Raw genomic sequence first — 22362 nt, 5'->3', positions numbered from 1 at the left:
CGCGGGCAAGCCCGCTCCTACAGGGTGATCTGACCCGAAACCTGCGCTTACTCGGTTAGGTTCAAGACGGTATCTACAGCCTGAAATGCCCCACCATCCCCTTCAACTCAACCCCCAACTGCGCCAACTCAATGCTCGACGCCGCATTGCCTCGCATTGCCAGTGACGACTGATCCGCACTGGCACGAATACTGGTGACACTGCGATTGATCTCCTCGGCCACTGAACTCTGCTCTTGCGCAGCCGCCGCAATCTGCTGGTTCATCTGCTGAATCAACGACACCGCTGCCGCAATGCTCCCCAAGGCGCTCTCGGTCTGCAGCGCATCGCTAACCGCCAGCTTCACCAACTCGCCACTGTTCTGAATCTGCTGCACCGACGACTGCGCTGCAGAGCGCAAGGCACTGACCAGCCGTTCGATTTCCTCGGTCGATTGCTGGGTTCGTTTGGCCAGCGCCCGAACTTCATCGGCCACCACCGCAAAGCCCCTGCCCTGCTCGCCGGCCCGGGCCGCCTCGATGGCCGCATTGAGCGCCAACAGGTTGGTCTGCTCGGCGACGCTTTTGATCACGCTGAGCACCGTGCCAATGTTCTGGATTTGCGCACTGAGGCTCTCGATGCTGGAGCTGGCCGAGGTGGCCGAGTCCGCCAATTGTTCAATCCTCGTCATGCTCTGGCGCACCACCTGCTGACCGCTTTCGACCTTGCCGTCGGCCGTCTGCGCCGCCTGGGCGGCCTCCTCCGCGTTACGTGCGACGTCGTGCACCGTGGCGGTCATCTGGTTCATCGCGGTGGCGACCTGCTCGGTTTCTTCCTTCTGGCTGCTGACTTCAAGGTTGGTCTGCTCGGTCACCGCCGACAGCGATTGAGCAGAGCTTGCCAGTTGTTCGATACCGGCCTGCAAACCACTGACGATACTGCTGAGCCCCGCGCCCATTTGCTGCATGGCCTGCATCAACTGGCCGATCTCGTCGCGGCGGGTCACTTCAATCGTTGCACTCAAATCGCCCGCGGCGATCTGCTGAGCGACACGGATCACGCGGCGCAGCGGTGCGACGATCAAACGGGTGATCACCCACGCTGCAATCAACCCCACCAGCAAGGCCAGCGCCGAGGAGCCGATAATCAACAGCGAATTCTTTTTCAGCTCTGCCTGCATCGACTGATCTTCGGCAACATAGGCTTGGTCCACCCGCTCCACCACTTGAGCGGCACGCTGGTGAAGCTGCTCGTAGACGGTATTTTCCTGCGCCAACAAGTCGGTGTACTCGGCGAGTTTTTCACTGAAACCGGCAATATGACCGGACACTTCATTGAGGACGGTCTGGTAACCCTCATCCTTGATCGTGGCTTTCAGCTGCCCGGCCTGAGTCAGCGCCTGATCGGCCTGCTCGATCTTGCCCTGCCCGGCGCTGTCATCGCCCTTGCGGCTCAGGTCCAGGCGTACGCGCGCTTCGTTCAGAGCTTGCAACATCAGTCGCGATACCTGACCGACCTGATTGGCTTGCTCGATGAATTGCGCGCCGTCCTTGCCCTCCGATTCCTTCAAGGTATAGGCGCCGTCGTCGGCGAGCCCGGCCTGGAGCACGTCCAGGTTATTGGCCACGCTGGACACCGACCAACTGGCCATTTCCAGTGCCAGGTCCTTTGACTGACTTAGCGAGACAAACTCGTCAAAAGCCTTGCGATAGGCGCCCAGGGATTGCTCGACGTCATTCATGATCGGCACATTGGCCGCCGACTGTGCCTTGAGCTCGGTCGCCAGAGCGATCAGAGCGTCCACTCCGGCGTGCAAGGCGTCCGCGGTTTTTGGATTACCGTGCAAGGCGTATTCCTGCTCGAGCAGGCGAACCTTGAGCAAGCCACTGTTGAGCGACGACATCTGCTTGAGCCCGTCGAAGCGTTGACTGATGGTATGCAGGGACCATACGCCGATGGCCGCCACCAAGGCGGTCAACAGCAGCACCAGTACAAACCCGACACCCAGTTTTTTCGCCATACCGAGGTTGGCAAAACGTCCTTGCACGGCCGAAATCATTGCACTTAGTCCCCTGCCATTGTCTGTTGATGCAGATTCGCAACGGGCTTGTGCCAACACAAGTCTCCGGCGTCGGAATAATGGCAAAAAGCTACATACACGTCGCTTTCAGAACGCTTTAGGTCGATTCAGAGCGGTCGCCTGAAAAAACGCTCGGGCGCGAGGATCACAGGCATAGGCGACGTTAATGCGCTGCCAATCATGGGCCTGGCCAGTGGGACTGAATGCCGTTGCGCAAGACAGCAGGACACCGAAGCGCCGCGCCTGAGCCCGCACCTGAGCGGAATCGGACCGGCGTGATCGCGCCCAGATGAACAGGCCGCCCGCCGGTTTGCCGAAAACCTCCCACTCCGCGTCTTCGAGCACTTGCAAGGCCGCCTCCCGGTCTGTGCTTAAACGCTGACGCTGACGTTGCACCAATTTACGATAAGCGCCACTGGCCAACAGACAAGCCAACACCGACTCGCTAAACCGTGAAGCGCCCATGCTGGTGATCATCTTGACCCTGGCGAGTCGCGAAATAATGTCGGCATCGGCCACGACAAAGCCAACCCGCAATGAACTGCTGAGCGTTTTGGAGTAGCTGCCGACGTAAATCACGTTGTCATCGATACCCAATGCCGCAAGGCGCGTGCCGGGGCCGCTGTGCAAATCGGCATAGACGTCGTCTTCGATTACCAGCACGCCATGGTTTTTGGCCAGTTGCAGGACCTGCTGAGCTACCCCCAAGGTCAAACTGCTGCCGGTGGGGTTGTGATAAAAGCTGTTGATGAACAAGCCACAGGGTTTGTACTTGCGCAACAGTGCCTCGAGTGCTTCGGTATCTGGCCCGCGTGGGGTTCGTGGCACCTCGATCATGCTGACCCCGTGTAGCCTGAGCAAATCGAACAACATCGAATAGCCCGGACTCTCCACCACCACGCAATCGCCCGGTTTGAACAAGGTACGCACAATCAAATCGAGCCCCTGACTGGCCCCCGCCGTGGTCAGGATTCGGCTTTCATCCACCGCAATATTCAGCTGTTTCAATCGTTTGAGGATCTGCTGGCGCAAGGCAGGCAAGCCCAGCGGCGTGCTGTAGTTGAACATCGCGGCCATGTCGGTGCGGCTGACCTGGCGTATGGCGTAGCTCAGGTCGTCAGTCTCGCGCCAGCTTTCGGGTAATCCGCCGCACCCCAGCTTCAGTTCGCCGACGAGGCCGCTCTGCTGCTCAACCCCTTCGGACCAAGGAAGATCCCATTGCCCCTGAGTGGCCAGCGCCGTTGCCGCGACAAAGAAACCCGCCCCGTTACGCGTCGCCAGCACCCCTTGAGCCACCAGCCGTTCACAGGCCTCGACAACACTGGATTGGCTGAGCAGATTGATCCGCGCGATTTGCCGCACGGAAGGCAAACGCGTCCCAGGTAACACCTCGCCGCGATGGAGCCAGTCGGCCAATGCGTCGACGATTTGCTGCACGACAGGCACCAATGCCTGTCGATCGATTCTCAACTCCATGAGCAAGCAAACTCCTGTCTGTTTTGCGGGAAACAGTTAATCACAGGAGCGCTCGAGGGGATGTGCGACAAAGCCGCCAAAACCCCCGGTTCTAACCATTTGAAACACATTGATCGGCGTCTTCAGGGAACCGGCGCCGAGCGCTAAAAAACTGTAGGAGCGAGCTTGCTCGCGAAAGCGGAGTGTCAGGCGACATCAATGTTGGCTGTGTCGCCGCCTTCGCGAGCAAGCTCGCTCCTACAGGGATTGCGTCCTAAAACGCAGTGACGCCACCATCTACCGCTAGCGAATGACCGGTGGTGAACGCCGCGCCGTCGCTGCACAGGTAGAGCACCGCGCTGGCAATTTCTTCGACTTTGCCGATACGCCCGACCGGGTGCATGGCATTGGCGAACTCGCCTTTCTTCGGGTCTGCTTCGTAGGCTCGACGGAACATGTCGGTGTCGATCACTGCCGGGCATACCGCATTCACGCGAATCTTTTTCTTGGCGTATTCGATTGCCGCCGATTTGGTCAGGCCGATCACCGCGTGCTTTGAGGCAGCGTAAATGCTCATTTTCGGCGCAGCCCCCAGGCCGGCGACCGAAGCGGTGTTGACGATCGCGCCGCCACCCTGGGCCAGCAGCAACGGCAACTGATACTTCATGCACAACCAGACGCCTTTGACGTTGACGCCCATGATCGCGTCGAACTCATCGACCGTGCCTTCCGCCAGTTTTCCTTTCTCGATTTCGATGCCGGCGTTGTTGAAGGCATAGTCGAGACGGCCGTAAGTATTCACGACCTCGTCCATCAGATTTTTTACATCGCTTTCCAGGGTGACGTTGCAGCGCACGAAGGTCGCTTCACCGCCCGCGGTGCGAATCAGCGCCACAGTGCCCTCGCCACCGGCCGCGTCCAGATCGGCGACCACCACGTTCAAACCTTCAGCGGCGAACGCCAAAGCGGTCGCGCGGCCAATACCATTGGCCGCGCCTGTCACAACGGCGACCTGGCCGGAAAACGTCATGCTCATTGTTATGTCCTCGGAGGCAAGAATGCGGGGGATCGCGTGTGCCCAGTCTAGTCATAGGGGTGTATGGCACGGCAGCACTATCAGAGGGCCGGTTGGGCGCCCATGAGTTGCAGTGATAGAGCTGGCGCCCTGACTATCACCGCACTGGATCGATGTGCATTCGCAGCATCAGCCAACCTTGCAGCATCGCCAATGAAGGTCTATCAACAAGACTTCATTCATCTTGAGTGCCTGTCATGACTACCCAGACCAATCGCCAGTTCCTGCTCGCCAAACGCCCCGTGGGGGCGGCCACCCGTGAAACGTTCACGTATCAGGAAGTACCGGTCGGCGAGCCGGCGACAGGTCAGATCCTGGTCAAAAACGAATACCTGTCCCTGGACCCGGCCATGCGCGGCTGGATGAACGAGGGCAAGTCCTACATCCCTCCGGTCGGCATTGGCGAAGTCATGCGTGCGTTGGGCGTAGGCAAAGTCATCGCGTCGAACAATCCGGGTTTCGCCGTGGGGGACTACGTCAATGGCGCCCTCGGTGTGCAGGATTATTTCCTCGGCGAGCCGCGAGGTTTCTACAAGGTCGATCCGAAACTGGCACCACTGCCGCGTTATTTATCCGCGCTGGGCATGACCGGGATGACCGCCTACTTCGCCCTGCTCGATGTCGGCGCGCCGAAGGCCGGCGACACCGTAGTGCTGTCGGGCGCGGCCGGTGCGGTGGGCAGCATTGCCGGGCAAATCGCCAAAATCAAAGGTTGCCGGGTAGTCGGCATTGCCGGCGGCGCGGACAAGTGCAAGTTCTTGATCGATGAGCTGGGTTTTGACGGTGCCATCGATTACAAAAACGAAGACGTGCAGGCCGGCCTCAAGCGTGAGTGTGCGAAAGGTGTCGACGTGTATTTCGATAACGTCGGCGGCGATATTCTCGATGCGGTGCTGAGCCGTTTGAACATGAAAGCGCGGGTGGTGATTTGCGGCGCCATCAGCCAATACAACAACAAGGAAGCGGTGAAAGGCCCGGCCAACTACCTGTCGCTGCTGGTCAACCGTGCACGGATGGAAGGCTTCGTGGTGATGGATTACGCCGCGCAGTTCGCTGCTGCCGGGCAGGAAATGGCCGGCTGGATGGCCAAGGGGCAACTCAAGAGCAAGGAAGACATTGTCGAAGGACTGGAAACATTCCCGGAGACGCTGATGAAATTGTTCAGCGGCGAGAATTTCGGGAAGTTGGTGTTGAAGGTTTAAAAGCTTCGCGGGCAAGCCTCGCTCCTACAGGTCATATGTCGGTCATGACACATAACTTGTAGGAGCGAGGCTTGCCCCAATGCCAGTCAGTTAAGCCGCGAAACCCTGTAGGAGCGAGCTTGCTCGCGAAGGCGGCAGTACAGTCAACATTAATATCGCCTGACCTATCGCTTTCGCGAGCAAGCTCGCTCCTACAGGAATTTCGCTTAACTGACAGGCATTGAGGCTTGCCCGCGAAAGGTTTTAGCAGGCGCCGCTTAAGCGAGTTCTGCCACCACCGCTGCCAACGCCTTGGCCGGATCCGCCGCCTGGCTGATCGGACGGCCGATTACCAGATAGTCGGAACCGGCGTCCAGCGCCTGACGCGGGGTCAGGATGCGGCGTTGATCGTCCTGGGCGCTGCCCGCCGGACGAATCCCCGGGGTCACCAGTTGCAGCGACGGGTGAGCGGCTTTCAGGGCCTGGGCTTCCAGGGCCGAGCAGACCAGACCGTCCATCCCGGCTTTTTCCGCCAGCGCGGCCAGGCGCAGCACCTGCTCTTGTGGCTCGATGTCCAGGCCGATACCCGCCAGATCCTCACGCTCCATGCTGGTCAGCACGGTCACGCCGATCAACAGCGGTTTCGGGCCGCTGCGCTGATCGAGCACTTCACGGCAGGCGGCCATCATGCGCAGACCGCCGGAGCAGTGCACGTTGACCATCCACACACCCATTTCCGCGGCAGCCTTGACGGCCATGGCGGTGGTGTTCGGAATGTCGTGGAACTTGAGGTCCAGGAACACTTCGAAACCCTTGTCGCGCAGGGTTCCGACGATTTCCGAAGCGCAACTGGTGAACAGTTCTTTACCGACTTTGACCCGGCACAGCTTCGGGTCCAGTTGATCGGCCAGCTTCAGTGCGGCGTCACGGGAGGGGAAATCCAGGGCGACGATGATAGGCGTCTGGCAAGCGGACATGAGTGGGCTCTCAGGCAAGTCGAAATCGGCGCGCATTGTAGCGGAACCGGCGCCGCTGCGGGACCCGATGATCGGTAATTCGTCGTCGCGGCTCAGACAAGACTAGCTGCTGCGGCAATTGTGTCGAGTTCGGTACACACACGACACGCCCACAACACCCTTCAACGCTACCCTCGGCAGCCGCAACAGGTCCTACAGCACTTCCCGCCTCACGGCCGGACGCCTATGCTGAAGCCACAACCTCGCAGCCTAACGAAACCCTGCTGGTCAACGCCTGCGAATCCCTGGCGTCAGCGAGCGTGATGCTCAGTGAATTCGCCGGGTTGATGGACATTCCCCATCGCAACATGATGTTGGGGATTCAATCGGTGGTAATGCTCGGTGAGTTGGCGGTGAATCGGGTGCTGGATAATCTCGATCCGCCGTCCTGACCATTGATCTGAAACCACAGGGCTTGATCGTTCCCACGCTCTGCGTGGGAATGCAGCCCGGGACGCTCCGCGTCCCCTCCAAAGCCGAACGCAGAGCGTCCGTTGAGGCATTCCCACGCAGAGCGTGGGAACGATCAAAACCCCGCCATCCCCTTTCACCGGGATGGCGGGTTTTGTCGTTTCAGATCACACCGTATCCACCTTCAACGAATGATCATTGAGCATCCCGTTGATGATTGTCGCCGTGTCCGCCCCACCGGCAATCACGCCACCCGCCCCCGGGGTGACACCGTAGTGACTGGCCAGATTCACCCCCGCCAAGTCGATGGTCTGGTTCGGCGTGGCGCCGGCCATGGCGCTGACGTCGATGCTGGTGAGCACCGACGCACCGCTGCCGGTGACGGTGAAGTGCAGGTAGTCATCCAGCGACGCCGCTGTGCCGTTTTCCCCTTGCAACAGTTGCGACAGGTCGAGCTTGTCGGTGCCTGGGGTGAAATCGGTGATGATGTCGTGGCCGCTATTGCCCTTGAGCCACTGGAAGGTGTCGGCGCCGCTGCCGCCGGTGAGGGTGTTGTTGCCCAGGCCGCCGATGAGGAAGTCATCGCCGCCCCCGCCGTTGAGCACATCGCTACCCAAACCACCGTTGATGATGTTGCTGTTGTTGTCGCCCGTGAGGCTGTCGTTGAAGTTTGAGCCGGTGAGGTTGTCGATGCCGGTCAGGGTGTCGGTGCCTGCGCCAAGGGTGTTTTGCGCGGTGAGCAGGCTCAGGTCGACGGTGACGCCGGCGGTGGCATGAGCGTAGCTCGCGGTGTCGTTGCCGCTACCGCCATCGAGCAGGTCGTTGCCGGCGCCGCTGAACAACAAGTCATTGCCGGCGCCTCCATGCATCTCGTTGTTGCCTGACCCGGCGGTAAGCAGGTCATTGCCGTCACCGGCATTGAGGACATTGTTGCCGGCGCCCGCCAGCAGTATGTCGTCGCCCGAAGTGCCGGTCAGCGTATGGCCGTCCTGATAGCTGATGCTCACATTGGCCGAGTCGCTGCCGCCGTGGTTGTCGTTGGCGATGTAGGTGCCGTGGAAGTCCGAAGTACTGTCCTGAGCGCCGGCGTAGTTGACGGTCATGGTCAGCTGGTAGTTTTCCGCCCCCTTCCCGCTGTTGCCCGGACCACCGTCGTCGATGTTGGTGATGTGGATCTGGTACGTGCCGTCCGCCGTGGCGGTGAGGGTCTGGCCGTCGGCGATGGCAGTGAAAGCACCGCCGTTGACCGAGTACTCCAGGGTGATGCGGCCGGCCGCCAGGTTGTGGTCCAGATTGAGGGTTTCCCCCTGTTTGAGGTTGACGGTGATGAGATCCTCGTCATTGGTGTTGTTGTTACTGACCGAGCCCAGCGCCCCGCTGACCACCAGCACCGCCGTCATGGCCGCGGTGTTGGCGACGAATGCGCTACGGGCGATGGTGACTGCCTGGACGTTGTTACCAGTGAAGCTGAAGCTCGAGTGGGTGCCGATGAAGTCTGCGCCCTTGGCCCCCCATCCGGTGTTGAAGGTGGTCGGCGATGCCGTGAGCGCATCGCCATTGATGTCGGTGTCATTGGCCAGCAGCAATTCGCCCGGCAGCACAATGCTGCCCGACAGCACGTTGGTGATGACATGGTCATCGACCGCCACCGGTGGCGTGTTCGGAATTACGTTGATCACCAGCGTGGAGCTGGCCAGATCGCCGTCGTTGTCACTGGCGGTGAAGTCGATGTGTTCGCTGATCACCGCGGCCGTGGTTGTCTGCGAGGTGTAGGTGTACTCGCCGGTGTCGAGGTTCACCAGCAGCGTGCCGCTGTTGTCGGTGGCGATGCTCAAGGTGTTGTTGGCGGTGTTGAACGTGCCGTGGTTGGCGCCGCCGCTGAAGTTCAGCGAACCCTGATTGCTGTTGGCTTTTGGATCATAGGTATAGGTGGTGCCATCGACGGTGATGGTTTTGATGAAGCCGCCATCGGCGCCGAACGTAGCGCCCTCGCCTTCGCCCAGCAGCGAGCCGGTGACCGGCGCGCCTTGCACGGTGCCCGAGAGTACCGAGTCGAGTTGATTGAGGTCGGTCACCGCCACGGCATGGGTGTCGGTGTGCGTGCTGCCGTCATAAGCCACTGGATCGAGGCTGTCGTTACTGACACCGCTGCCCAGGCCGATGGCGTAGTTCTTGATGCCATTGGCGTCGAGGAAGGCTTTGAGGGCGATTTCGTCCGCGGTGCCGATGTCGCCTTCGTTGGGTTTGCCATCGGAGAAGAAGTAGCCGACGTTCTGCGCCCCGATGAGTTTGCCCGTGGTGTCGAACGCACTTTGCATGGTTGCCACGGCGGCGTCGTAATTGGTCCCGCCGCCCGCCGTCAACGTCGCGATGATCAACTTGGCCGTCGCCACATCGACCCAGATCGACGTCTGGTCTGTGGCGCTGCTGCTGAAGGTGACGATCTGCACCTTCACGTCGCCGAGATCGTCGTACTTGTCGAGCAGTGCGCTGATCGCCTGCTTGGCCAGTTCCAGTCGCGACAGCCCCGACACGCCGGAGGGATCGTCCATGCTCCCGGACACGTCGATCACCAGCAGCAGGTTGGAGTCGATCTGCACCGCGGGCACCGAACGGCCCGAGGCGACGGCGTCAGGCGGCACGTCATCGACGATGTTGACTACAAGGGTGCCAGTGGTGCTGTTGCCCACGGCATCGGTGGCGGTGTAGGTGAAGCTTTCGTTCAGGGTGTTCGCACCGTCATTGGCGTCGGGCGAAGTTTTCGGTGCCGAGGTCAGGGTGTAGGTGTAGGTACCATCGGGGTTGAGCAGGATTTGCCCGTAGGTTCCGGTGGCACTGCCGACCAGGGTGTAAGTGATCGCGCCGCTGGCGCCGGTGACCGCACCGACCAGCGTACCGGAGGCGGTTTCACCGGTGTTGCCTGGCTCGCTGCCAGTGACGCTGCCCGCCGCCAGGTCCTGGCCATCCCGGGTCAAATCCAGGGCTTTTTCGTAGACGGTCACGTCGGTATCGGTGACCACTACAAGGCAGTTATTGGTTACGTCGATGGTGAGGGTCGTGGTGCTTTCATCGCCATCGGCATCACGCACGGTATAGGTGAATACATCCGTGGCACCCGGTTCGCCAACCGAGTTCGGGTTGCTGTGGTACACGGCGTTGCCGTTGGCATCCAGAGTCAGGTAGCCGTAGGTGCCATTGATTTGACTGTTCAAACCGCCGATGGCCGAGGTCGAAATGTCGCTGCCGGCGCGCACACCAACCACTGCACCACTCGCGGCTGCGCCGTCAGCACCGAGCACATCGTTGTGCAGCACATTCCCGCTGACCGTACCGCCCTCCACCACCGAAACTGAATCGCAGTGAGCCGTCGGCACGTCATCGACGATGCTGATCACGATGGTACTGGTGACGCTGTTGCCCAGCGAATCGGTGGCTTGATAAGTGAAACTTTCGCTCAGGGTATTCGGCCCATCGTTGGCATGGGGCGTGGTCGCTGGTGCGGACGTCAGCGTGTAGGTATAGCTGCCATCCGGGTTGAGCAGGATTTCCCCATAGCTCCCAGTGGTGCTACCGACCAACGTGTAAGTGATCGCGCCAGTGGCGCCGGTGATGGAGCCAGCCAAGGTGCCGCTGGCCGTTTCGCCGGTATTGTCAGGCTCACTGCCGGTCACCGTACCCGCCGCCAGATCCTGGCCGTCCTGGGTTAGATCCAGGGCTTTTTCGTGAACCGTCACGTCGGTATCGGGGGCCACTACGAGGGAGCAGTCGGCCACGTTGATGGTGATCGTGGTGGTGCTTTCATCGCCGTCGGCATCGCGCACGGTGTAGGTGAACACATCCGTGGCGCCCGGCGCACTGACCGAGTTCGGATTGCTGTGGTACACGGCGTTGCCATTGGCATCCAGGGTCAGGTAGCCATAGGTGCCGATGATCTGCGTGTTCAGGCCACCGATGGCCGACGTCGAGGTGTCGCTGCCGGCACGCACGCCGACCACCGCTCCACTGAGTGCCGGGCCATCGGCGCCACCAATGTCGTTGTCTAGCACGTTGCCCGAGGCCGTTTCGCCCTCGCCCACCGTGGCGACATCAGGGTTGGCGGCGGGCAAGTCATCGACGATGTTGACGTTGATCTGAGCCAATGCCGTGCTGCCATCGACGTCGGTGGCGATGACGTTGAGGTTCTCGGTGATGCTGTTGGTGCCGTTGGCGTTCGGGTGGCTTTCGTTATCCACCAGGGTATAGCTGTAGCTGACCACGCCGGTCGCCATGTCGAAGCCGGTGATGGTCAGCGTACTGCCGAGCGGCGTGACGATCGATTGCGGAAAACCTGCGGCCACACCGCCAGTGACCACCGCGATGCCGCCCACGGTCAGGGTTTGCAAACCGTCGAGGGCGGTGACGGTGAAGGTGCCGCTCTGGGTCAAGGCCGGTGTGTTGGGGTTGGTACCGTCGCTGAGGTTTTTCTCATAAACGTTGAGTTCGCCACCGTTGACGTTCAGGCCATCGAGGGTCACCGGGTCATCGTTGTCATGGATATTCAGCACCAGCGTCGCGGTGCTGGTATCGCCATCGGAATCGGTGAGGGTGTAGACAAAATTTTCGGTGCCGTTGCCACCGCCGTTCAGGGCTTTGAAATCCGCATCGCTGGTGTTCAGGGTGTAGGTGTATGTGCCGTTGGCATTGAGCACCAGGGTGCCGTAAGTCCCATTGAATGTACCGCCGATGATCGGCCCGCTATCGGGTCCTATGGCAATGCGGTCGGCGCCCTGGATATCGTTGGGCAGCACGCTGCCGGTCAAGGTCAACAGGGTTTCCGAGGCGATGTTGGCATTACTGTCGTCCACGGCTTGTGGCACGTCATCGATGATGTTCACATCGAGCATGCCGTGGGCGATGGTGCCGTTGTCGTCCACCATCATTACTGCAAATTGCCCGGCCAGGCTGTTGCCGCTGGCCTCCAGGTGCGCGTCGTTAGCGTTGAGGGTGTAGCTATAAGTGACCACGCCGGTCGTACGATCAAACCCGGTGATGGTCAGCGTATTGCCGAGCGGCGTGACGAACGATTGCGGGAAGCCGGCGGCCAGACCGCCAAGCACCACCTTGATTGCACCTATGCTGAGGTTTTGCACACCGTCTGGCGCAGTGATGGTGAAAGTGCCGCTGCGGGTCAGCGCCGGTGCATCGGGGTCACTGCCGTCGGCGAGGTTTTTCTCGTACAGAGTCAACTCGCCACCTTCGGCATTCAGCCCACCGAAGGTCACCGGATCATCGTTATTGTGAATCTCCAGCACCAGGTTCGCGGTGCTGGTATCGCCGTCGGCATCCGTCAGGGTGTAGGTGAAGGTTTCCGTGGCGCTGCCGCCACCGTTCAGAGCGTTGAAATCGGCGTCGCTGGTGTTCAGGGTGTAGGTGTATGTGCCGTTGGGGTTGAGTACCAGCGTGCCGTACGTCCCGTTGAACGTACCGCCGATGATCGGCCCGCTGTCGGGGCCGGTGGCAATGCGGTCGGCGCCCTGGAGGTCGTTGGGCAGCACGCTGCCCGTCAGGGTCAGCAGGGTTTCCGAGGCGGTATTGGCGTTGATGTCGTCGATGGCTTTGGGCACATCGTCAGTGATGTTGACGTCCAGCGAACCGGTGGCGGTATCACCGTTACTGTCACTCGCGACCACGGTGAACTGTTCACTGAGGTTGTTGGCGCCGTCACCCGCCGAGTGGGTCTCGTTGCCGACCAGGGTGTAGCTGTAACTCACCACGCCAGTGGCCGGGTTGTAGCCGGTGATCGTCAGGGTGTTGCCCAGTTGCGTGGTGATCGATTGCGCAAAACCGGCGGGCACACCGCCACTGATCACGTTGATCCCGCCGATGTTCAGGCTGGTCAGGCCGTCAGCCGCAATCACGGTGAAGGTGCCGTGTTGAATCAGCGCTGCGGGGTTGCTGGCAGAACCGTCCGCCAGATTGGCTTCATTGAGGGTCAGTTCGCCTCCTGCCGCCGACAGGCCAATGAGGGTGACGGGGTTATTCGCTGTATCGCCGTTGTCGCCGTTGTCCGGGTCCCGGCGCTCCAGAGGGAATTCGGGAATACCGTTGAAGCCCGCCGTGGGGAAACCAATCGTGGGTTCGACCCGGCCGCCCACTTCCTCCAGCAGCACAAAACTATGACCACCGCCCAGTGCGCCACCCGTTGCGTCTGGCCCGGCGGCGGAGGCCTCACCGGTCTGGGTCGGGTCGGCGCCGGCGGCAATGGCTTTTTGCAGTTGCTCCACATCGGTCAGTTGCGCCTGGCTCGGCGTCATCGCCTCAGAGGTCTCCACGTGCGGGACCTGATGCGCCAGCAACTGAGCCGTCATCTGCAGGCTGCTGTCTCGCCCCAGGGTCAATTCCTGGCCATTTTTCAACTGCACCGCCACCGCGCCTTCGGCCCCGGTGACCAGCTGCTCGCCGGCAAACAGCCGATCGCCCTCGACCAGGGTGCGTCGGGTGCCATCACCCGCCACTGCGTACACCTGACCGATGACCTTACTGACGATACCGATGAGCGTTGCCATGTGCATTTCCTCCGCTGCCAACTGCTGTCGGCATCCTGTTTGCGCGAAGAACGTGCCCATGGTTCAAGCAGGTTGGCCTGGCGGATCGTTTGCCGAGAAAGCGTTTACCTGACGTAAACCACTGCCTTCCGACACTTTCGCCAGGCGTATCGCTCGCGAGGGGAATTTCTGGATCGGGATAAAACCCTCTGCAATCAATGGCATCGGGGTCCACTTCCAAAATGACCGGCCTGCGAACAATGCGTAACGGTTCTGAATCACCCAAGTGACAAAAAACCGTCACTGGAAAACCGTCTCGCTTCCTCCCCTCCAGCACTTCTTCGTCGTGTGTCGAAAAGTGAGTGGAACTTTTACAAAGCCTGTTAATGGCCCCGAGAGCTCATAAAACCAAGGCTTTCGCATTGAACAATGTGCTGGATTTTTCAGAGCGCATAAGTTTTTTTTGGCATAGCTCTTATGAAAAATTTTTCTTAGCTTGGCTTCAGGATGTTCTTAGCTCTGTTGTAACAAGCATGAAACGGATTCACTTAAAAATAACGTCAAATATTTGGCAGATAGCTAAACACCATCAGGAATCAGGGAGAGGCATCCATGCGCGTTTTAACCCCCCTCTGCAGCGCGATTTTGCTGGCCATGGCCTGCACTTCTCAAGCTCAGGCGATGTCATTGACCGAGGCGATCCAGAGCACCATTGCGACCCACCCGGAATTGGCGTCGCGGGTCGACGCCCGACTCTCGGCCGACGAGCAGATTAAAGTCGCCAAAGGGGGCTTCTATCCATCGGTGGATTTGAACGCCGGCTACGGGCGCGGCTACAGCGATAACACCACCACGCGGGCGCAGGGCGATCACCACACTGAAATCCTCAACTACACCCAATCGGAACTGCGCCTGCGGCAGATGCTGTTCGACGGTTTCAACACCTCCAACGAAGTCGCGCGTACCAAAGGCGTGGCCAACTCGCGAGCCTATTACGCTCAGGGCACCGCCCAGGACCTGGCCCTGCGCACCGTCGAGGTGTACCTCGAAGTGCTCAAGCGCCGCGAACTGGTGACGCTGGCCAAGAACAACCTGCAAGCGCACATGCGGGTCAACGATCAGATCGGCCTGCGCACCCAGCGTGGGGTCGGCAGCAACGCTGACTCCGACCAGTCCACCGCACGCCGGGCGCTGGCGCAAAACAACCTCGACACCGCCGAAGTCGATCTGGCCGACGCCGAGACGAATTTCTACAGCGTCGTGGGGCGTATGCCCGATGAACTCGAAGCGCCGCCATCGACCCGTGGCGAATTGCCCGCCACCCTGCCGGAAGCCCAGCAGAGCATGGTGGAAAACAACCCGTACCTGAAATCCGCCCAGGCCGATGTGCAATCGGCCGAGAGCCAGTATGAAGTCGCCAAGTCGCCGTTCTACCCGCGCTTTGACGCTGAAGCAGCGGTGGGCGCGAATAACAATATTCAGGGTGACGAAGGCCACGACAACCAATGGCGAGTGGGTGTGGTGATGAACTACAACCTGTTCCGCGGCGGCAGCGACAAGGCCCGGCTGGCCTCCGATGCGCATCAGATCAACCAGGCGCTGGACATCCGCAACAACGCCTTGCGCCAGCTCAACGAGAACATTCACCTGGCCTGGAACGCCATGCTCAACGCCAAGAAACAAACCCCGACCGCCCGTGAATATGCCGAAACCACCACCCGCGTGCGGGCCGCGTATCAGGATCAGTTCGGCCTCGGTCAACGGACCCTGCTCGACTTGCTCGACAGTGAAAACGAACTCTACAACGCCAATCGCCGCTACACCGAAGTGCGGTACATCGAGGAGTTCTCGATGTACCGCGTGCTGGCGAACATGGGCCAGTTGCTGAGCAAACAACGGGTGGTGCTGCCCGCCGATGCGATCGCCTCCACCGAAGTGAAAAACGAAGCTCGTTTGCCTGAACTGAAATAAATCAAGTCCATTGCCAAAGCTCAACGGGAGCGCTCGCTGTGACCAGCATGGAAACCGGCAACACGGGTGTCGATCCGCGTCTGAGCTTCGACGACCCGCTTCTGGACGGTCTGTTGATCCTCTGCAAACTTCATGGCGCGACGGTCAGTCGCGCCAGCCTGAGTGCCGGGCTGCCAATGGCACACCAACGTTTGAGCCTGGACTTGCTACCGCGTGCAGCGGCCCGGGCCAGTTTGCAGGCGCGTGTGCTGCGCCGTGAACTGGGAGAAATTTCCGCGCTCAACCTGCCTGTGATGCTGATCCTCAACCATGGCCGCTGCGCGGTCTTGCGTCGCTTCGGCGATGACGGTCAGGCGCTGATTCTGCCGAGCGAAGCCGACGGCGGAGAACAATGGGTCAGTACGGACGAGCTCGCCGCCAACTACAGCGGCCAGGCTTTGTTCGCCCGGCCGCGACATGAACTCGAAGACTTGCGCGCGCCGCTGGTGCCGCGAGTCGAGGCATGGTTTCGCGACACGCTGAAGTTGTCGAAGTGGCTGTACAGCGACGCGATTCTGGCGAGTTTTCTGATCAACCTGCTAGGGTTGATGGTGCCGCTGTTCGTCATGCAGACCTACGACCGGGTAGTGCCGAACCAGGCCACTTCAACGTTGTGGGTGCTGTCGATCGGCTTGCTGATCGGCACCGGGTTCGAACTGGTGCTGCGGGTGGTTCGCGCGCACTTGTTGGACACCGCCGGGAAGAAAACCGACGTGATTCTTTCGGCGACCTTGTTCGAACGCATCACCGGCATGGCGATGAAAGCGCGGCCAGCGACCATCGGCGGTTTCGCCCAGAGCATTCATGATTTTCAGGGCCTGCGGGAATTTCTCACCGCCGTCACGCTGACCAGCCTGATCGACCTGCCTTTCGCGGTACTGATGCTGGTGGTGATCGGCCTGCTCGGTGGCTGGCTGGTGGTGATTCCGCTTTTGGCCTTCCCCCTCACGATCATCTTTGCCATGGTGATTCAGGCACGTTTGCGCGACACCGTGCAAAAGAGTCTGAGCCTCGGCGCCGAACGCCAGGCCCTGCTGATCGAAACCCTCGGCGGCCTGGAAACCCTCAAGGCCTGCAGCGCCGAAAGCGAACGCCAGCACAAATGGGAAAGCACCCACGGCGCCCTCACCCGCCTCGACAGCCACGCGCGCAACCTCTCGGCGCTGGCCACCAACGGCACGCTGTTCATCCAGCAATTCTCCGGCATGGCGACCATCGTCGCCGGGGTCTACAGCATCATCGCCGGCAACCTCAGTGTCGGCGCGCTGGTGGCGACCTACATGCTCGGCAGCCGCGTGCTCGCGCCGCTGGGGCAGATCGCCGGGCTGATCACCCGTTATCAGCAAGCGCAACTGACCATGAAAAGTACCGATGCGCTAATGTCGTTGCCGCAAGAACGTGACGCCAAACAGCGCCCGTTGGAGCGCACGCAATTGCAAGGCGCACTGGACGTCAGCGGTGTGACGTTCCACTACAACGGCCAGAATGCTCCGGCCCTGGCCAACGTCAGCTTCAGCCTGAAACCGGGCGAGCGGATCGGCATCATCGGCCGCAGCGGTTCGGGCAAAAGCACCTTGGCGCGCCTGGTGATGGGTTTTTATGCCCCCGAGGAAGGTCAGTTGCTGCTCGATGGCCTGGACCTGCGACAACTGGATGTCGCCGACCTGCGCCAACAGATCGGTTACGTTGCCCACGACTTGCCATTGCTGGCCGGCAGCCTGCGCGACAACCTGACCCTCGGCGCGCATTACATCAGCGATGCGCGGATGCTCGAAGTCGCCGAACTGACCGGCGTCACCGAACTGGCTCGTCAACATCCCCAGGGCTTCGACCGGCCGGTGGGCGAACGCGGTCAGTTGCTGTCGGGCGGTCAACGGCAAGCGGTGTTGCTGGCGCGGGCCTTGTTGCTCGACCCGCCGATCATGCTGCTCGACGAACCCACCAGCGCCATGGACAACAGCAGCGAAGACGTCCTGCGGCAAAAACTCCACGGCTGGATTCAAGGCAAAACCCTGCTGCTGGTCACTCACCGCACCTCGATGCTCAGCCTGGTGGACCGGTTGGTGGTGCTGGACAACGGGCGGATCGTCGCCGACGGCCCGAAAGAAGCGGTCATCGATGCATTGCGCAAGGGCCGTGTCGGCTCTGCGACGGCTTAGGAGTTGCCCATGGCTGGTTCATCGTCCGCGTCATCAAAGGACAGAGGCTACTTCGGCAGTTTCAGCAAAAGTGCCGAAAGCGAATTCATGCCGGAAACCGCCGGCGCCTCGTTGCAGGATTCGCCGCGCTGGTCGCGGATCACCGTGTGGCTGGCAGCGGCGCTGCTGATCACCGCGCTGCTCTGGGCCAAATTCGCCGTATTGCAGGAAGTCACCACGGGCGAAGGCAAGGCGATTCCATCGAGCAAGGTGCAGGTGATCCAGAACCTGGAGGGCGGCATCGTCACGGAGATCTTCGTCCGCGAAGGGCAAATGGTGAATAAGGGCGACACCTTGCTGCGCCTGGATGACACGCGATTCCTGTCGAACAAGGGGGAAAGCGAAGCGGACCGCTATGCACTGACCGCGCAGGTTGAACGTTTATCGGCCGAAGCGGAAGGCCGGCCGTTCAAGCTGTCTGCGGAAGTCATCGCCAAGGCGCCGCAAGTGGCCGAGGACGAACGCTCGCTGTACGAACAACGCCAGCGCCGACTGGCCAGTGAACAGCGCACGCTGACCGAACAACTTCGGCAGAAAACCCAGGAGCTGGCGGAATTCCGTTCCAAACAGGGGCAGTTCAGTTCCAGCCTGGCACTGCTGCAACAAGAGATGAACATGTCTGCGCCGCTGGTGGGCACCGGGGCGGTTTCGCCGGTGGAAATCCTGCGGCTCAAACGCAGCGCGGTGGAAATCCGCGGCTCGCTGAACGCCACGACCCTGGCGATTCCCCGGGCGGAATCGGCGATCAATGAGATCAAAAGCAAGATTGATGAGTCCGAACAATCCTTCCGCTCGGACGCGGCAAAAGAACTGAATGAGAAACGCACCGACCTGTCGAAAATAACCGCGACGAGCATCGCCATCGATGACCGCGTGACGCGCACCACCGTGGTGTCGCCGGTTCACGGCATCATCAAAGTGCTGAAGGTCAACACCATCGGCGGCGTGGTCCAGCCTGGCAACGACATGGTGGAAATCGTGCCGCTGGAAGACAACCTGCTGATCGAAGCCAAGGTCCGCCCTCAAGACGTGGCGTTCCTGCACCCGGGCCAGAAAGCCATGGTCAAGTTCAGCGCTTATGACTACACGATTTACGGAGGGCTGAGTGCCAAGCTGGAGCTGATCGGGGCGGACACCATCACCGATGACAAGGGCAACAGTTTTTATCTGATTCAGGTAAGGACCGATAAAAATCACTTGGGCGGGGATGTGAAACCGCTGCTGATCATTCCGGGGATGGTGGCGACGGTGGACATTATTACCGGGGAGAAAACGGTGCTGGATTATTTGCTTAAACCGGTGTTGAAAGCCCGGACCGAGGCGATGCGGGAGCGGTAGTCATTCTCCGAAGGAGTGATCGTTCCCACGCTCCGCGTGGGAATGCCGCCCGGGACGCTCCGCGTCCCTTCCCGGATGCGACGCAGAGCGTCACTGGATGCATTCCCACGCGGAGCGTGGGAACGATCATCGCCCGTGATTCTTCTGATAGGTCTCCTCCCCCATCGCCGCTATCTGCCCCTCGATCAACGCCTCGAATGGCTTCAACAACGGCTCAAAACTGACGGGTGACTCAAGCGTCTGCAACGCCTGCACAATCGCCTCCACCGTCGACAACGCTCCCGGCCCCGGAGCCTTGCGCAAGCGATAACGCGACACCGCGCCTTCGGCCAATGTCACTCTGGGCAACGCCGCCAGCAACGGATTGAGGTGCAACATTTTACGCGCCTTGCGCCAGGTGCCGTCCGGAACCACCAGCAGCAGCGGCTCATCATTCGCGGTGTAGGCCTGCATCGGCTGCGCCTCCTCGCCGGGAAACAGCAACCGTGCCTGATAGCCCGGCTGATTCAGCAGCGTCGGCAAATCCTCGAACACCTCGCCCACAATCAACTCGGCATTCTTCAACCCCAACACCGCCAACCGCGCGGTGTTCAGCGCGTGGTTCACTTCGCCTGGATGCTGAAGCAGCAACACCCGAGTGCGGCTGTCGAGGCTCGGAATCAGCGGGCACAGACAATGGGTTTGCGGTCGCAGACAGCGTGGGCATTGGATTCTGGACATTTTCTTAAGCCTGATTGAGCTGCGCTTTGAGCAGGTCGCGGAAAGTCTGGATCAGCGGTTCGCGGCTGCGGCCACGGCGCACGATCATTGAGAACGGTGCCTGATAACCGAACGTCGCTGGCAGCAGCACGCGCAAATCACCTTTGTCGGCCCAAGCCTGGGCGTAGTGCTCTGGCAGGTAACCGATGTAGGCGCCGGACAGCACCAGAATCAGCTGGGCCTCCATACTTTCCACCGTCGCCGCGCTGTGTTTGAAACCGTGGCGGGCCAGTTCGGCCTGGCTCCAATAGCCGCGACCGACCATGCGCTGTTGGGTGATGACTTGCTCGGGAATACGCCGCTCGCTAAACAGCGGGTGGCGACTGCTGCAATACAGCCAGTGTTGTTCACGGTACAGCGGCATATAAACCAGACCGCTCATGCGCGTGGAAAAGGCACCGATGGCCAGGTCGAGGCGGTTGTCCTGCACGCCGAGTTGCAGTTCGTAGGGGCTCATGACCGACAGATGCAAGTGCACCGCCGGGTGTTCCTGACTGTAGGCGCCGATGGCTTCGGCGAACGGCAAAGCCTTGTCGCTGACGGTGGAGTCGATCACCCCCAGGTTCAAAGTGCCGCGCAACTCGCCTTTGAGGGCGGCGGCGTATTGTTCGAAACCTTCGAGTTCGGCCAATAGACGCAGAGTTTCCTGATGGAACAACTCGCCCTTGCTGGTCAGGCTGAAACCACCGCGCCCGCGATGGCAAAGCACCAGGCCCAGGGCAGTTTCGAGCTGGCTCATGTAAGTGCTGATGGCCGAGGTCGAGAGGTTGAGCTCTTGCTGGGCGTTGGCGAACCCTTGATGGCGGACCACGCTGACGAAAATGCGCAATAGTTTCAGGTCGGGTAAAGCGTTGGCCATGGGGGCTCCAAGCACCTAGATCGTTCCCACGCTCTGCGTGGGAATGCAGCCCGTGACGCTCTGCGTCACATACAGGAAACAGCTGGACGCGGAGCGTCCGTGGATGCATTCCCACGCAGAGCGTGGGAACGATCACGCGTAAGAGTCTATCGCTGCCCTCGCCATTAGTTTAGAAAAATCTGAACTAAGTATTTGCCCGTAGCGATTCTTCCCGACCACTGCATTTCGCAGAATCGGCCCACAGCGGTGCCCGTCTCTCCCCGAGCGTGCAACCGACATAAATAAAACAACGACGATGAGGCCTTACCCGTGGACAAGATTCTTCACCAACCACTGGGCGGCAACGAAATGCCGCGCTTCGGCGGCATCGCCACCATGCTGCGACTCCCCCATTTGCCATCCGCTGCCGGCCTGGACGCTGCCTTTATCGGCATCCCGCTGGACATCGGCACGTCCCTGCGCCCCGGCACCCGTTTCGGGCCACGTGAAATCCGCGCTGAATCGGTGATGATTCGCCCGTACAACATGGCCACCGGCGCCGCGCCGTTTGATTCGTTGTCGGTTGCCGACATCGGTGACGTGGCGATCAACACGTTCAACCTGCTGGACGCCGTGCGGATCATCGAAGAGGCCTACGACAATATCCTCGAACACGATGTGATCCCCCTGACCCTCGGCGGCGATCACACCATCACCCTGCCGATCCTGCGCGCCATCCATAAAAAGCACGGCAAGGTCGGCCTGGTGCACATCGACGCCCACGCCGATGTCAACGATCACATGTTCGGCGAGAAGATCGCCCACGGCACCACCTTCCGTCGCGCGGTAGAAGAAGGCCTTCTGGATTGCGACCGCGTGGTGCAAATTGGCCTGCGCGCTCAGGGTTACACCGCTGATGACTTCAACTGGAGCCGCAATCAAGGCTTCCGTGTGGTTCAGGCCGAAGAATGCTGGCACAAATCCCTGGCACCACTGATGGCCGAAGTTCGCGAGAAAGTCGGCGGCGGTCCGGTGTACCTGAGTTTCGATATCGACGGTATCGATCCGGCGTGGGCACCCGGCACTGGCACCCCGGAAATCGGCGGTTTGACAACCATTCAGGCGATCGAAATCGTGCGCGGCTGCCAAGGCCTCGATCTAGTCGGTTGCGATCTGGTAGAAGTCTCGCCAGCGTACGACACCACCGGTAACACCTCGCTGTTGGGCGCCAACCTGCTGTACGAAATGCTCTGCGTACTGCCGGGCGTGGTCCATCGCTGAGGATCGGTCAGCGCGCCGAGGACGGCTTCGAGGTGCTGTCGTGCTCCTCGAGCAACGCCTTTATCGGCGCGACAAACGGCCTGACTCAACACATTACCTGTGGTCAACGTATTTACCTGTAGGAGCGAGCGGTGCGGCGTTCCGACTTGCCCGCGAACAACGATAACGCGGTCTGTCTGGCGGACCGCGGTGCTCCCTTCGCGGGCAAGCCTCGCTC

12 protein-coding genes and 2 pseudogenes are annotated in these 22362 nt (G+C 60.7%); 6 read left to right on the top strand and 8 right to left on the bottom strand.

Annotated features, from left to right (window positions below; all coding sequences use genetic code 11):
- Positions 1–73 precede the first annotated feature (73 nt).
- The 4 genes and pseudogenes from MEB48_RS29485 to MEB48_RS25195 form a co-directional block, all read right to left on the bottom strand.
- Complete coding sequence (locus MEB48_RS29485; protein WP_442969122.1) at positions 74–937, bottom strand: methyl-accepting chemotaxis protein; 864 nt, start codon at positions 935–937, stop codon at positions 74–76.
- Positions 935–1999, bottom strand: a pseudogene (locus MEB48_RS29480) (HAMP domain-containing protein); the annotation flags it as partial. The gene MEB48_RS29485 and the pseudogene MEB48_RS29480, both read right to left, overlap by 3 nt.
- A gap of 147 nt (positions 2000–2146) precedes the next feature.
- Positions 2147–3535 carry an aminotransferase-like domain-containing protein gene (locus tag MEB48_RS25200; RefSeq protein ID WP_237886525.1) on the bottom strand — a complete coding sequence of 463 codons (1389 nt, stop codon included), beginning with the start codon at positions 3533–3535 and terminating at the stop codon, positions 2147–2149.
- A 253-nt stretch (positions 3536–3788) separates the two neighbouring features.
- Positions 3789–4550, bottom strand: a complete 762-nt coding sequence (locus MEB48_RS25195) for an SDR family oxidoreductase (RefSeq protein WP_237886524.1) — start codon at positions 4548–4550, stop codon at positions 3789–3791.
- A 236-nt stretch (positions 4551–4786) separates the two neighbouring features.
- Here MEB48_RS25195 and MEB48_RS25190 point away from each other — a divergent pair, with 236 nt between their 5' ends.
- Positions 4787–5791 carry an NADP-dependent oxidoreductase gene (locus MEB48_RS25190; protein WP_237886523.1) on the top strand — a complete coding sequence of 335 codons (1005 nt, stop codon included), beginning with the start codon at positions 4787–4789 and terminating at the stop codon, positions 5789–5791.
- Between the two features lie 257 nt (positions 5792–6048).
- Here the strand turns inward: MEB48_RS25190 and pyrF are convergent, their stop codons facing one another.
- On the bottom strand, positions 6049–6747 hold the full coding sequence (pyrF, locus tag MEB48_RS25185) for an orotidine-5'-phosphate decarboxylase (protein WP_177409381.1): 699 nt from the start codon (positions 6745–6747) through the stop codon (positions 6049–6051).
- A gap of 251 nt (positions 6748–6998) precedes the next feature.
- Between pyrF and MEB48_RS25180 the strand changes: the two are divergent.
- Positions 6999–7178 (top strand): annotated as a pseudogene (locus tag MEB48_RS25180) (DUF6124 family protein); the annotation flags it as partial.
- Positions 7179–7364: 186 nt separating this feature from the next.
- Here the strand turns inward: MEB48_RS25180 and MEB48_RS25175 are convergent.
- Positions 7365–13742 (bottom strand): retention module-containing protein, encoded by a 6378-nt coding sequence (locus MEB48_RS25175; protein WP_237886522.1) that lies wholly within the window; start codon positions 13740–13742, stop codon positions 7365–7367.
- Between the two features lie 591 nt (positions 13743–14333).
- Here MEB48_RS25175 and MEB48_RS25170 point away from each other — a divergent pair.
- The 3 genes from MEB48_RS25170 to MEB48_RS25160 are packed head-to-tail and all read left to right on the top strand — an operon-like array spanning position 14334 to position 19267.
- The gene (locus tag MEB48_RS25170) at positions 14334–15692 is read left to right on the top strand and encodes a TolC family outer membrane protein (RefSeq protein WP_237886521.1); all 1359 of its coding nucleotides are present in this window, start codon (positions 14334–14336) and stop codon (positions 15690–15692) included.
- 38 nt (positions 15693–15730) lie between these two features.
- A complete protein-coding gene (locus tag MEB48_RS25165) occupies positions 15731–17890 on the top strand; it encodes a type I secretion system permease/ATPase (protein ID WP_237886520.1) in 2160 nt (719 codons plus the stop codon).
- A gap of 9 nt (positions 17891–17899) precedes the next feature.
- The gene (locus tag MEB48_RS25160; protein ID WP_237886519.1) at positions 17900–19267 is read left to right on the top strand and encodes an HlyD family type I secretion periplasmic adaptor subunit; all 1368 of its coding nucleotides are present in this window, start codon (positions 17900–17902) and stop codon (positions 19265–19267) included.
- 126 nt (positions 19268–19393) lie between these two features.
- Here the strand turns inward: MEB48_RS25160 and MEB48_RS25155 are convergent, their stop codons facing one another.
- Positions 19394–19987 carry a tRNA-uridine aminocarboxypropyltransferase gene (locus MEB48_RS25155; RefSeq protein ID WP_237886518.1) on the bottom strand — a complete coding sequence of 198 codons (594 nt, stop codon included), beginning with the start codon at positions 19985–19987 and terminating at the stop codon, positions 19394–19396.
- A 4-nt stretch (positions 19988–19991) separates the two neighbouring features.
- On the bottom strand, positions 19992–20885 hold the full coding sequence (locus MEB48_RS25150; RefSeq protein WP_237886517.1) for a LysR family transcriptional regulator: 894 nt from the start codon (positions 20883–20885) through the stop codon (positions 19992–19994).
- Positions 20886–21194: 309 nt separating this feature from the next.
- On the opposite strand from MEB48_RS25150, the gene speB reads away from it, so the two are divergent.
- Positions 21195–22145, top strand: a complete 951-nt coding sequence (gene speB, locus MEB48_RS25145; protein WP_030131905.1) for an agmatinase — start codon at positions 21195–21197, stop codon at positions 22143–22145.
- Positions 22146–22362 lie beyond the last annotated feature (217 nt).

Source organism: Pseudomonas sp. PGPR40 (assembly GCF_022014505.1).
GTDB lineage: Bacteria > Pseudomonadota > Gammaproteobacteria > Pseudomonadales > Pseudomonadaceae > Aquipseudomonas.
This window is presented reverse-complemented; position numbering and strand designations above follow the sequence as displayed.